The sequence below is a fragment of the Zwartia lucis genome (assembly GCF_965234455.1).
Classification (GTDB): domain Bacteria; phylum Pseudomonadota; class Gammaproteobacteria; order Burkholderiales; family Burkholderiaceae_B; genus Zwartia; species Zwartia lucis.
In genome coordinates, this window is the sequence record NZ_OZ248472.1 from 393,213 (window position 1) to 406,215 (window position 13,003).

A 13,003-nucleotide genomic window follows, 5' to 3' on the forward strand; every position below is an offset into this window, starting at 1 on the left:
GCTCAATGGCACTGATGAAAACAAAAAAACCTACTCGCCCGTTTGCGCCTGAACATTTGTTTTCGCCAAGTACTGCCAATGTGATGGCTATCTCACCCTTAAAGGCTTCCATTGCGTTGGGGGTCTTTGTGGCTTATGCGGCTACCTGTTCGCTCGCGCAAGGCCAAGTTAACAACAACACAGCCTCGAGCACACCTTCAGTTGACTCCACTTTAGTGTCCACTGCTGTTCCCACCAGCATCCGCACCACCTTTGAAAATTGGCGACTGCCCAACGGCCAGAATGCCGGCATGCTGGGACTCAACCTACTATTTGATGTTCACCCAAACTTTAAGCTTGGCATGGCGTCATATGGCGCCTTGACAGGCGAGCAAGGCGGCCTCATGACCATGGGTCTGGCCGGTGAATACCAATATGACATCAGTCCCAGCTGGCGAGTGCGTACGGGCCTTTTTGTGGGGGGGGGTGGCGGTGCCGCAGGCTACGCCTTAACCGGCAACGGCTTCATGTTTAGAGCCGATGCAGGGCTGACTTACCTCACCCAGGGCTATGGCAACATTGGTGTGGGTGTATCTTGGATCACCTTTCCTAGCGGTGACATTCGCAGCACGCAACCCTACTTGATGTACGAATACCCTTTTGACACCCTGATTTGGCAAGGCTGGCAACGCCCTGCAGGACAGTCAGGCACGGCCACCCAAAACACCTTGCTTGATACAAGCAACACCACTCGACGTCAAGAAATTGGATTGACCTGGAGCCGATACTCGGTTCCTTCCTCTGTCATCAACGCTCAAGGTGCCAAGCAAGCAAACATCGACTTGGCCGGCGTACGATGGACCTCATACCTCAATGACCGTTGGTATATGAGTGTGCAAGCCGATGGCTCATACACCGCCAGCACCTCAGGCTACGTGCAGATTCTGGGAGGGATTGGCTATCGCCTGCCCCTGGGAGCGAGCACCGGTCTTAAAGTCTACGGTCTTGCCGGCCCTGGTGGCGCCGGCAACGCTGTGGTCAGCACGGGTGGCGGATTACTGCTCGGAGGTGGGATTGCCCTACAACAAATGCTCACCGACCGCTGGGGCATTGAAATCGGGGTCGGTGGCGCCAAAGCCACCACAGGGGAGTTTAAGGCCTGGAACTACGGCATCACCCTAAGCTACGCCTTTGGACTCGCCAACGCCAGCAGTGCTGCAACGCATAACAGCCTTAGCCAACAAGATGGCGCGTCTGCGCCGCTGCGCCTTCGCCTCATGAACGCAACCTTCCTTCAAGCCGATGACCAATGGCGCAACAACGACAGCAATACATCCATTAACAACTTAGGCTTCGGTCTTGATTACTTTCTAAACGATCGCGCCTACATCACTGGACAAGGACTAGTGGCCTATACAGGGAACAGTCAAAACGGCTCGGTTACTGCCGCGATGGAACTCACGGGCCTGTTGGGTGCTGGCTGGCTACAACCCATTAGCCGCGATTGGTACGTGATGGCCGAGGGACTCTTAGGTGCCTCTGCGGGTGGCAACCTAGATACCGGCAGGGGTGGAGTCTGGCAGCTGAACGCAGGTGTGGGCTACAGGCTCACCAAAGATCTTGACCTCACGCTCTCCGGCGGGCGCATGCAAGCCTTTGATGGTCAATTCAAAGCCAATACCATCACCGTTGGCTTGGGTTACCGCTTTGGGTTAGCGAACCGGTAAACCCAACAAAAACTACTTTTTATCCTGCGCATCCACATTCGCGCCTGAATCGTAGTATTTCCCGTATTTACCGTAGGTGGCGTATTTACCGTACTTGCCACCATACTTACGGCCATACTTACCATAGCCATAGCCATAGCCATAGCCATAGCCATAGCCATAGCCATACCGCACCCGCGAAGGTACAAAGCCGTTAAAGACCACGCCATCAAAGCGATTGCCTGACTTATTAAACACATCAATCGCGTCCTGCACTTCGGTCAAACTCACTTTGTCTTGGCGTGCCACAAATAACGACACATCAGCTGCCTTTCCCAAAGCACGGGCATCATGAACAGGTAAAAGCGGTGGCGAGTCAATCACCACAAAGTCGTAGTGCTCAGCGAGATCATTGATCACTTTTTGAAGCGCTTCGCCAGCCAACAAATCGCCAGGGTTACGCACCCGAGGACCCGGTGGCAAAAAATCCAAATTTTCATATGCGTTTTTGATCATCGCGGCATCCGACGTGAGCTCGCCACGCAGTATCGACGACAAACCCGGAGTATTGGTATCAAAAGCAAAATAGCGATGCAAACTAGACTTTCGGATATCCGCATCAATCAACAAGACACGCTTACCCGTGGCGCCCAATAGATAAGACAAATTGGCTGAAATGAAGCTCTTGCCCTGCGATGGTACTGCTGAGGTAATCAAAATGACCTTTGATCTAGGCTTTTCTGACAGCGCAAACATCAACGCCGTTCTCAAGCTGCGCAGGGCTTCAACCCCAGCACTATCTGGCGACTCTTTGGCCAACATAAAGACCGATTGAGCGCCTAACATCTGCTTACTGGACTGCTCACCATCCAAAGGCATGATCGAAAGCGTGGGTATACCAATTTCTAGTTCCAGCTTCTTGGGGTCTCTGACGGCCTTGGCCATCATCGCAAGCATTTGGGTCAGCAAAAATCCCAAGAGTAAACCTGCCAAAGTACCAATCGCAACAATCTGTCGCTTTTTTGGTTGGGTCGGAAATTCTGGTGTCAATGCCCGATCAATGATCGCCACATTACCCACTGTACCGGCCTTGGCAATTTCCAACTGCTGGGTGTTGTTTAACAAACTCACATACAAGTCATTGTTCACTTTCACGTCTCGTGCCAAGCGAAGATAGTCTTGCTGCACCGCTGGCAAGCGGCTGATCCGGTCATTTATCGTTTGCCCCTGTACCGATAGCGCATTGGTCTGAGCTGTTAAAGCGCGCCTTAAAGGGTGCGTAGCATCATAGCGAATTGACAACTCTTTGTGCTTTAAATCAAGCTGTGACTGCTGGGTCTGTAAGTCCGCTGAGAGCTTGAGCAACTCTTGCAACTCAAACGTGATGTCAACCGTACGACTTTCAATGCGAAACTTGTTTAATAAGTCTTCAGATTCATCTAATTCTTGCCGGAGCCTTGGCAACTCGCCTGTCAAAAATTGCAAGGTCTTGTCGGCTTCGGCTGATCTGCGCGCCAAGTTTTGTTGAAGATACGCATCAGCAATGGTGTTGAGCATCAATGCAGAAAACGCTGGGTTTGGACTCGTATACTTCATCGAAATCAAATTGGACCTACGGTTGGACTCAGACATCGTCAAATTAGACAAGGTTCGACGAATCTCAGACTGCAGGGAATAGACCACCATCCGAAACACGGTGCCGGGTCTCGCCACAAAAGCCCCTAGCTCAAACTGAAACTGGCCATCCATGCCTGTAAACCTCTCGCCACTGCCTTGGCCTCGGGCCAACACCTCACCCGTTGCATCCAGCGACAAGACCCACTGGCGACCCTCCGCCACCGTTAACAACATGGGCTTACCATTCATGCGCTGAGGCACGCGCACTAGACCAATCTCAAGCCTCTCTCCACCCCAAGCATAAGACAGAGCTTTAGTGGGGGCAATCGCCAAACCCTGCTCATCCTTATCAAGCACCCGCGAGAGCCAATTGCCAATCACCGGCATACGGTTTTCGACGGTGACGCCCACGTTAGCTTTCAACCGTTCAACCGCCTGACCAATCACCGTTCGCGAGCGAATGATTTCGATCTCGCCCACTACCGGAGATTGCTGCGCAAACGAAGCATTAGAAACCTGATCAAGCGCACCAATCATCGAAGTGCCTTTTTTCTCTTCTACCTGCACCAGTGCATCGGCCGTATAGATCGGCGTAGCCATGATGGCGTAAGCCAATGAAAAGGCTATCGCCAATATGGTGACCCCAAAAAAATACCACTTGTAATAAATCAGGTTATCCAGCAAATCAACAATCGAAATCGTGTCTTCTCCCTGGATAAGGGGTTTGTTTTGTTGATTATTTGAAGTTGAATTCATTTCCATCAGAATGGGCTCGCACTGTTGACAGCGTTCACCGTCGAAAACACCGGCAAAAACTGACCCAAGAACCTTCCAATCATCGTGGGGCCTGTTGGGTTTACAAAGATGACGTCACGAGGCAACATCGGAAACTGATCGGCCAACACCAAGGACTCTGGGTTGAGTGCATTAATTTGATACACGATGGGCAGCCGTGCCCCCTCAATGCTCGAGGAAGCCGTTGGATCAACACGCAACACATAAATCTCGTTGGTCGCAGCACTGAAGGGACTGGCGCCACCCGCATCTGACAGCACTTCAGTCAACGTCATACGTCCACGGCGCATGACGTACGAACGTGCTTGGTTTGAACCCACGGAATTGCCAACCTCACCCAACATGAAGATCTTGCGGGTCAGACGGTCTGGTACTGACAATATGTCGCCATTGGTCAATAACACATTGCTTTCTAAACGACCGTTATAGTAGAGGCCATCCAAATCCAGACGCACGCTACGGTTGCCACGGGTCAACACCACGTCATACAAATCCGCATTATCAAGCGCACCGCCTGCGCTTGCCAGTGCATCGGTCACTCTCAAGGGCTGGTCAGCCACCGGAATCGCACCAGGCGCTTTCACCGCACCCGCCACAAAAATGCGTTGGCTTCGAAATGCCGCGACGTCGACTTCGACTTGGGGGTCAGGAATATACGCCGACAAGGCCTTTGCCAAGCGCCCACGAAACTCGTTGATCGTCATGCCCGAGGCTTTAATTTGACCCACCATGGGGAAAAACAAGTTACCGTTGTTATCGATTGTGCGCCCGGCAGGTGTGCTGGCAAACCCAGCCGTGCTTACACTAGACGTCACCGGCGTCAAGTCTGGGTGGCCCCACACAAAGATACGCAACGTGTCCTGGGGGCCTAAACGATAAGGATGACTTGGGATTTTAGGGGCTGGTAGTTGGCCTTTGATAGGCACCTGTAGCGCGCTAAATTGCTCATTAAGTTGACGCACCAGCATTGGCGTCACCTGCAACAAGCTGTAATCCATCGTAGCGGGCTCTTGAGCGCTCTCCAGTATCTTGGGCTTTTTGTCGTACGAAGCATACATGCCCGGCAATAACGAACAGCCGCTCAACGATAACGCCAGGAGCGGTAACAAAAACCGACCGCGTCTAAACCATTTCACCAAAAACGACATTAAACCGTTCCTATCAAAGTAAAAGTATCAAAAAAATAGGCCAAAAACCACTTTCGTACAAAAGAGAATATTTAACCACGTAATACACCAAACGGGGAATGAGCCTCCCGCACCGATGCCAAATACTTGTCGATCACAATTTGCTCGTCAAATTCGGCTTCCATCTTGGCGCGCCCGCGCAAACCCATTTCGGAGCGCTGCGCACAAGATAGCTGCAACATCAGTGACATTTTTTCAGCTAAATCTGTTGCATCGCGTACCTTGCACAGGTAGCCATTGATGCCATCATCCACGACCTCACGGCAGCCCACGGTATCAGTAGTAATAATAGGACGGGCCATGGCTGCGGCCTCCAAGAGGCTGCGGGGGGTGCCTTCGCGATACGAGGGCAACACAATGCAATGGGCCATAGCAATGTGAGTGCGCACGTCATCGCTGGAACCTAGGTAATTCACCACGCCCTCGGCCACCCAAGCATCCATCTCGGATCGGGCGATGGCCGCGGGGTTTTGCACATCCAAGAACCCAAGCAGGCAGAACTCGACGTGCGGCCAACGCTTGCGCAGTTGCCGGGCTGCCTCGACGTATTCGTACACACCTTTATCGCGCAGCATGCGTGCAATCAACAAAAAGCGAAACTTGATTAAAGCGTCATGGCGAGTCGTGTCAGCGCCGTGGTAATCCTTATCACCTAAACTGGCTGGATGGTCGAGCTTGACTTGCAACGACGAGACAGGCGGAGTAAACCTCACCAAATCAATCCCCGACCCAGGGAGCAGTTCCGTCACCTCGTCGCGTACCAAGCCGCCCTCCACAAACATCGCTCGGTCATCCGGGTTCTGAAAGAAGACCTTTGTCGAGCGACCTAGCGCCAAGCGGTACAGGCTGCGCACCACCTTGACCAACCAGCCGCCGCTGATGAACACCGCGCCAAGTCCGGCAATGTTGTTGATCACGGGTATGCCTAGCCAATGCGCAGCCAGTGAGCCATACACATTTGGCTTGACGGTGTAGCCCAAAAACACATCGGGCCGCTCTTGCTTGAGTAAGCGCCAAAAGCGCCAAAGCAATAAACCATCGTGCAGTGGGTTGGTGCCGCCGTTGGCCATAGGCAGTGGCACAAAACGGCAACCCAGCGCTGACAGCTGATTGACAAATTCGTCTGGCGGGGCCACCGCCACCACTTCAAAGCCATGAGCCACAAGGGCCTTGATCAAACCAGAACGGAAATTAACGAGATTCCATGCTGTATTCAGACAAATTAGTACTTTCACTGCCAAAATAGAACCCATGGATAAAACTGGTAAGGCAACCACGAAGATGCATGCGTGGCAAAAAACAACCAAACAAACAACACAGCTGCGCTATAAAAAATTACCAAACGAATCCAGATGATGTTTCGTTTAGGGTTTCGCGTCATCGCATCAGGCAAGCGTGACAACACAAATAACTGCAACGGTATCCAGTACAGCGCCACACGGTCTACCGCCGTAGAAGAGGGCGACACCACTAGCAAGCCAATAAGCATCAAGGCGCTCAGAGACATCCAGGTCCAAAAAGTGCGTTCTTTTTTGGGCATAGCGAAGCGCTGCCTGAACAACAAAAACAACATTGCGGGCACCGCATTCATGGTTATACGAATGGCAGCGCCGCTTGAATCGTATTGAGCAACAATATAGTTTTCATAAAGACTGTCAACCGATTCCTGTAACAACAAAAAATGTAACACAAGCCCCGAACCGCTCACCCACAGCACCGTCAAAAGTCGATTTTGAGTACCGGCTAGTATCGCAAACGGAATCAATATAATGGCCGATCTGTGGAATAAAGCTGCCAACGCAACGAACACCATGAACCTTAAAATTTTCTGTTCAGTAAGAGCCACCAACCCGATCATAATGAGCCCAATGGCCACGCCTTGGCGCGTGTAGCCCATGGCCACCACGGTTACTAAATAAGGAATAGCAACTGTAAGGGCCAGCCAAGGCAAGGGCTGTACCCGGCAAAACACTATCAGGCCCCAAGAAAACAGAACAGCACACACCGCATTGATATAATGAGGACTTAAGTAAAACCGAGCGGAAAGCCAATTCAAGATGCTATAAGCCGGGTCTTTCTTTATGACTGACTCTTGAAAGGTATCAAACGATGCTTCGTAAATTTGCTGAACATAATTCCCCCAATCGCCCCCAACCTCGTGGCGTAATCCAATCATCAGCACCAGCAACCCAAAAATCAAAAGCCACCAGTTTGGCCAATTGGTAGTGGCCGTCACACCATAGGGCAAGCGATAATCGGCGCGCCATGCGGACACAGCAAATAACAACCAATATGCCAACATACTATTTGTTTCCCTCCAGCCAGGACTGAAACATCAGCACAGCCCATAGGCTAGGCGTATGGTCCCTCTTACCGCTCAGATGTTCAGCCCATTTGGTGCGAATAGGCGCTGGATAAAAGTAGCCCTCACGCTCAAGTCTTTGCTCATCAAGCAAGCCCTCAGCCCATTCGCGCAGAGGCCCACGAAGCCATTGACCCACGGGTATACCAAAACCGGCCTTGGGCCGGTCGATGAGTTTGCGAGGGACATATTTGTAGAGCACCTGGCGCAAGGCCCACTTGCCTTGATTACCACGTATCTTCATATGCAACGGCAAGCGCCAAGCCAACTCGGCTACCCGGTGGTCCAAAAACGGCACGCGTGTTTCGAGACTGGTGGCCATGGCGGCACGGTCCACTTTGCACAAAATGTCGTCAGGCAAGTAGTTCATACTGTCCCGGTACATCATTCTTTCTTCAGGCAATAAGTTTGCTGGTACACGGATTATCTCGTCGGCATTATCCCCTACCCCCTTCACCACACTCCCCGGATCTTGCCACTCCGATACCAAACTCGTATAAAGGTCATCCATGTTGCGCACACCCTGCAGCCGCGCCGCTAGCTTGTGCGCCTTGTCACCAAAGAGGGATATGCCCTGTGAGCCTTGCAGCATAGCATTTAAGGGCTTACCCAGCACTTCAAGCACGCTCGCAGGCACACCAGCAATCGCATTGCCCAAAACCTGGCGAATTGGGTAAGGTATCCAGGCCAACCGATTCCAAATGCGCGGCCCCCAAAAGTAGCGGTTGTAGCCGCCAAACAGCTCGTCTCCTGCGTCGCCCGAAAGTGCCACCGTTACCTGCTGGCGCGCAGCCTTGCAGATCAAGTGCGTTGGAATTTGAGACGAGTCAGCAAAGGGTTCGTCGTACATAATGGGCAACTTCGGTATTACCGCCCGAGCATCTGCCGACGACACAAATAACTCATTATGTTCGGTACCCAAGTGCTTCGCCACCGCCTTGGCGTGTGGTGACTCGTCAAACCCAGCCTCTTCAAAACCCACGGTAAAGGTTTTGACTGGCCGCGTTGCCTGCTGCTGCATCAAGGCTACAATGATTGAAGAATCTACTCCGCCCGACAAGAACGCTCCCAAGGGCACTTCAGCCAAAGACTGCAATTGCACAGCCTTACCCAAACACTTTTCCAGCGCATCCACCGCTTGGATATCGTCAGTAAACTGGTTCTGTTGCCCAGCATGCACCACATCCGCTAAATCCCACCAGCGCGTGATCTGTATCCCGTCATTACGCGAGCCGTCATCACGCTCATTGCGAGCGAAGCGCGGCAATCCATGCAAGGTCAACAAACACCCAGGTTCCAATTTATAAATATCTTGGTGAATCGACAGCGGCGCAGGCACATAAGTAAACCGCATATACTGCGCCAGTGCCTCGAGGTTCACAGGGTTGTCAAACCCAGGGAAAGCCCGCAACGCCTTCAACTCCGAGCCAAACACAAATGCCCCATTCACCCAACCGTAATACAGCGGCTTCTCTCCAAAACGGTCCCGTACCAATGTCAGCACACGATCTTGCCGGTCCCAAAGAGCAATGGCGAACATGCCCACGGCCTTTTTAAGAGTTGCTACCACCCCCCAAGCCTCAAACCCGGCCAGTAAAGTCTCGGTATCAGAGTGCCCGCGCCACTCGATGCCTCCCAACTCAGCGCGCAACTCCAGATGGTTATAAATTTCCCCATTGAAAGCCATCACATAGCGTCCAGCGTTTGAGTGCATAGGTTGATGACCTGCAGCCGACAAGTCAACAATCGAAAGGCGCCTGTGCCCCAATCCAATTCCCGCCCGATCATCAGTCCAGACTCCCGCATTATCCGGGCCACGATGGGCTATTGCCAACGCCATGCGAGTGACTTGCTCCGCCATACTTCCTGATGCACAGGGCTTAGTTAAAAAAAATCCAGAAAATCCACACATTCGATAGAATTCTAAAATGAAAGCATCACAGGGTTCTTATAGAAAATCACAAACGTCACTCATACTGTTTAAGGATACAAGATCCATTTCTGTAGCTACAGGTAACGCCTCAATCTGATAGCCACGGGCTGCCAAATGTCCAATTATGTAGAGAAATCCATGCTCGCCCGTGTTGGCACCCCATTTACAGGGAAGTTCCTTGCGCAATGCTGGAAAGACTATCTGCTTGCGGAACACAAACAACCCAATGTCACGCTCGCCTTGCTGTGGGTCAGAGATGCCTGCCTCCCGAGTTTCAACAACGCCGGTAACCCGGCCAGCCATATCGCGGGACACCACGGTGTAGGCTGCATCAACCGGGCGCGTTGCAAATGTAAAATCGTTTCCATGCTCTAGATGCCGTTCAACAATTGCCGCAACAGTTTTAGGCTGAATGAAAGGAATGTCTCCCCAGATCAGCAAAATGTGCTGAGCTTTTGCGTACGCAGGTGAGTGTTCAAAGCTCAACACTGCGTCCCCCATTCCATTTGCTACAGGTTGCAGCACAAGGTGAGCAGCGTAATGTTCCGCTGCTAGGCATTCCCGAATAGGACCCTCACCTTCAGGACTGACTATAACCGTGGGGCTCACGTCGTAAGGTGCCAACAGGTCGATGATCCGAAGTAAAATTGGTTTCCCCTTCAACTTAAATAGCGTCTTTGGATAAGTCAAGCCTGCCCGATTACCTCGACCTGCAGCTGCCACCAACGCACAAATTTCATTCATTGAAGTCCTTCCCGACTTTGTCGCGCAAACCCCTCACTATAGCCATATAAAACACTGGCGACTGAGGGCCGCATACAAACGATAACGCAGTCAGAATTCCATTACGGCTTGAAGTTCTACCCAGTACGGCCATCACAGCCATTAGGTGACGCAGCCATGTCGCATTGAAATACCGTCGGTTAAGGATCAGCGTGTTTTTCAGGTAGTAGTAGACCTTAGCAGGGCTGTAAGGCCGTTGACTCACATCTGGATGGTAGTGCAGCGCATCGATGACCGAGAGCACTGCACCCGACCGCCGAAGACGAAAGAAGTAATCTACCTCATCTCCGAAGATGAAAAAGTCACGATTAACATTCCCTATCTTGCGCACAGCATCCAATGAAATGAGCGCGCCGTTGAAAAAGTGCGCGAAGGGATAGGTTCCATCTATTGCAATTGACTTAAGCTCGGCCAAGGTACCGAGCTTGCGAGGTGACCCCATCAGAACCGGCAGGCCAGCTACATCAAGCAGAGGAAATGGAAAAACAAATTGCGCAGGATCGTCCTCCCGAACCACAACGGCCGAGACAGCAGCCACTTCGGGGGTCAATCGGTTTGACAGCGCTTCCAGCGCAGTGGAGTCCGGAAAGCCGTCATCGTCCATTAACCATACAGCGTCAAAACCCTGATCTAAAGCATGCTGAATGCCACGGTGCCATCCGCCTGCCGAACCAAAGTTATCCTGCGTGACGAAGGGCACGCACCGCCGCTCCAACATCTCAACAGTACCGTCCGAGCTCGCATTATTTATTACCAGAATTTCTTGCACTTGCCTTGTTTGATTGAGAAGAAAATCAATGCATCGTGAGAGCAGTGAGCATCGGTTGTGTGTAACGATAACAGCAAGAATATTTATTTGGAGCGCCTTATTCATACATTGCTCATTTTTTGCAAAAACACACGGCGGTTTCAAGTACGAAGTGCAACTTTGATTAATTAGGCGGGTTGGCTGAGAGTATTCTAACATCTCAGATTTCTCGACCGCCAAGTCAAAGTCACCTTATGAGCTGTAAACATCTCAGCCAATCTGAATGTAATCAGATATATGTACTTATGAAAGCAGGACAGAACCTCAAGACGATTGCCCAGATACTGGGTCGACGTCAGTCGACAGTCAGTCGAGAGTTTCTGCGCAACTCTGGCTTGAGAGGTTATCGACCCCGACAGGCTGAGATTCTTTGTCAGCAACGAGCCATAGCGAGCCGTAACGCTCTGCAAATTGATCCATTGACGCGACAATTGGTCGCCGAGCGGCTGAGTCTGCAGTGGAGTCCTGAGCAGATTGCAGCTTCGTTGCCAGTGAGCAATGAAACGATCTACCGACACGTATACGCTGATAAGGCACAAGGCGGATCGCTTTGGAAACACCTTCGTTGTCAGAAAAAGAGGCGTAAGCGCTATGACAGCGGAAAGAGTCGCCGCGGGCAGATCATTGGTAGGCGCCCCATTGCCGAACGTCCTGCTTCTGTTGAAACACGCTGTCAAGTCGGTCATTGGGAAGGCGATACCGTGATTGGTGCGGGCCACAAACAAGCGATCGTGACGCTCGTGGAGCGCAAAAGCGGGTTTGCAGTCCTCTCGCATGTCACCCGCAAAACTTTCGACTTGGTCAGCCAGACCATCATTACATGCCATGCCCCTCTGGCGCAGCGCGTCAGAACAGTGACTTACGAAAATGGAAAAGAGTTTGCGGATCATGCTGTTGTGGATGAGGCGTTAAAATCGACGTCTTACTTAACTGACCCGTTTGCCAGCTGGCAAAGCGGATCAAATGAAAACTTTAATAGCTTACTGCGGCAATACATTCCTAAAAAAAGACCCTTATCGAGCGTGACCGCGGATGAACTTAAAATGATCCAAGATCGTATTAACCACCGACCACGTAAACGATTAGGCTTTAAAACTCCGTTCGAAGTGTTTCACCTGTCTTTAAAACGTGTTGCACTTCATACTTAAAACCACCCACGTAAGTCTGCCTTTTTGGCCTACTTATTATGTGACTGCTTTGTTTCCAAGCCGAGTCACAACACTCATCTCCGATGATCTTGACGGAAAAGCGGCTTTTTAGAAACTGGAACGAATTTACAGACAGCAAGAAAGTGTGTGGCGTATGGTATGGCGCCTCAAATATCTTCAGATCGCCAATATTCGGTGTTTCAAAAAAAAAGCCACCGATCCGCACTTTTGTAAATAGTTTACCGAGTCTCTCAAGCAAATCAGATACTTGATATGAGGAATGCGCCGAATAAACAAGATCAACAAAGGAGGTCTTGTCTACATTTTCTGGGTATCCCAAAACCATATTTGGCACCAAGGGCATCAGCTCGCATAGAGGGATCAATAATATGTACTAGACGCACACCTGCCCTTTTGCAGTAAGTGACTCAGCTTCACAGTCACCCGCACCAAAATCAATCAAAAATCAATTTGGGGTGAAAACTGGTCGATCCAAGCAATCATATCGTTAGTCAAATCCAGATGCCGGTCATTGAGGCAATCCTCAAGCGCGAGGTGTTGACCGTCGAAAGAGTCCCTATTATTAAAATAAAAATTTTTATCAGTAGTGTCCGGTTAAACCGGATTGATTTTCAGTGAAAGCCAATACTGGCGTGGCCTAGCGGTCGATTTTATTTGGTGCCGA

9 protein-coding genes are annotated in these 13,003 nt (G+C 51.2%); 2 read left to right on the top strand and 7 right to left on the bottom strand.

The genetic code is table 11. From position 1 onward, the window contains the following. Positions 1–5 precede the first annotated feature (5 nt). Positions 6–1,706, top strand: coding sequence for a putative outer membrane beta-barrel protein (locus tag AC8GE9_RS01845; protein WP_506675405.1), 1,701 nt, complete (start codon positions 6–8; stop codon positions 1,704–1,706). 12 nt (positions 1,707–1,718) lie between these two features. On the opposite strand, the gene AC8GE9_RS01850 is transcribed toward AC8GE9_RS01845, so the two are convergent. The 7 genes from AC8GE9_RS01850 to AC8GE9_RS01880 form a co-directional block, all read right to left on the bottom strand. Continuing rightward, the gene (locus AC8GE9_RS01850; protein ID WP_506675406.1) at positions 1,719–4,058 is read right to left on the bottom strand and encodes a polysaccharide biosynthesis tyrosine autokinase; all 2,340 of its coding nucleotides are present in this window, start codon (positions 4,056–4,058) and stop codon (positions 1,719–1,721) included. A gap of 5 nt (positions 4,059–4,063) precedes the next feature. Next, positions 4,064–5,245, bottom strand: coding sequence for a polysaccharide biosynthesis/export family protein (locus AC8GE9_RS01855; RefSeq protein ID WP_506675407.1), 1,182 nt, complete (start codon positions 5,243–5,245; stop codon positions 4,064–4,066). Positions 5,246–5,316: 71 nt separating this feature from the next. Next, positions 5,317–6,537, bottom strand: coding sequence for a glycosyltransferase family 4 protein (locus AC8GE9_RS01860; protein WP_506675408.1), 1,221 nt, complete (start codon positions 6,535–6,537; stop codon positions 5,317–5,319). After that, on the bottom strand, positions 6,516–7,586 hold the full coding sequence (locus AC8GE9_RS01865; protein WP_506675409.1) for an EpsG family protein: 1,071 nt from the start codon (positions 7,584–7,586) through the stop codon (positions 6,516–6,518). The genes AC8GE9_RS01860 and AC8GE9_RS01865 overlap by 22 nt, the downstream gene beginning before the upstream one ends. Position 7,587: 1 nt before the next feature. Continuing rightward, positions 7,588–9,558 (bottom strand): asparagine synthase (glutamine-hydrolyzing), encoded by a 1,971-nt coding sequence (asnB, locus tag AC8GE9_RS01870; RefSeq protein ID WP_506675410.1) that lies wholly within the window; start codon positions 9,556–9,558, stop codon positions 7,588–7,590. A 36-nt stretch (positions 9,559–9,594) separates the two neighbouring features. Further along, entirely contained in the window at positions 9,595–10,323 is a 729-nt protein-coding gene (locus AC8GE9_RS01875) for an NTP transferase domain-containing protein (protein ID WP_506675411.1), read from the bottom strand. Further along, the gene (locus tag AC8GE9_RS01880) at positions 10,316–11,329 is read right to left on the bottom strand and encodes a glycosyltransferase (RefSeq protein WP_506676302.1); all 1,014 of its coding nucleotides are present in this window, start codon (positions 11,327–11,329) and stop codon (positions 10,316–10,318) included. The genes AC8GE9_RS01875 and AC8GE9_RS01880 overlap by 8 nt, the downstream gene beginning before the upstream one ends. 35 nt (positions 11,330–11,364) lie before the next feature. Here AC8GE9_RS01880 and AC8GE9_RS01885 point away from each other — a divergent pair, with 35 nt between their 5' ends. Then, complete coding sequence (locus AC8GE9_RS01885) at positions 11,365–12,318, top strand: IS30 family transposase (protein ID WP_506675412.1); 954 nt, start codon at positions 11,365–11,367, stop codon at positions 12,316–12,318. Positions 12,319–13,003 lie beyond the last annotated feature (685 nt).

What these genes read in the sequence shown, in the direction of transcription:
- AC8GE9_RS01855 (WP_506675407.1), bottom strand. Translation starts at nt 5,245, where the DNA reads ATGTCGTTTTTGGTGAAATGGTTTAGACGCGGTCGGTTTTTGTTACCG.
- AC8GE9_RS01875 (WP_506675411.1), bottom strand. Translation starts at nt 10,323, where the DNA reads ATGAATGAAATTTGTGCGTTGGTGGCAGCTGCAGGTCGAGGTAATCGG.
- AC8GE9_RS01865 (WP_506675409.1), bottom strand. Translation starts at nt 7,586, where the DNA reads ATGTTGGCATATTGGTTGTTATTTGCTGTGTCCGCATGGCGCGCCGAT.
- AC8GE9_RS01885 (WP_506675412.1), top strand. Translation starts at nt 11,365, where the DNA reads ATGAGCTGTAAACATCTCAGCCAATCTGAATGTAATCAGATATATGTA.
- AC8GE9_RS01850 (WP_506675406.1), bottom strand. Translation starts at nt 4,058, where the DNA reads ATGAATTCAACTTCAAATAATCAACAAAACAAACCCCTTATCCAGGGA.
- AC8GE9_RS01845 (WP_506675405.1), top strand. Translation starts at nt 6, where the DNA reads ATGGCACTGATGAAAACAAAAAAACCTACTCGCCCGTTTGCGCCTGAA.
- AC8GE9_RS01860 (WP_506675408.1), bottom strand. Translation starts at nt 6,537, where the DNA reads ATGGGTTCTATTTTGGCAGTGAAAGTACTAATTTGTCTGAATACAGCA.
- asnB (WP_506675410.1), bottom strand. Translation starts at nt 9,558, where the DNA reads ATGTGTGGATTTTCTGGATTTTTTTTAACTAAGCCCTGTGCATCAGGA.
- AC8GE9_RS01880 (WP_506676302.1), bottom strand. Translation starts at nt 11,329, where the DNA reads ATGTTAGAATACTCTCAGCCAACCCGCCTAATTAATCAAAGTTGCACT.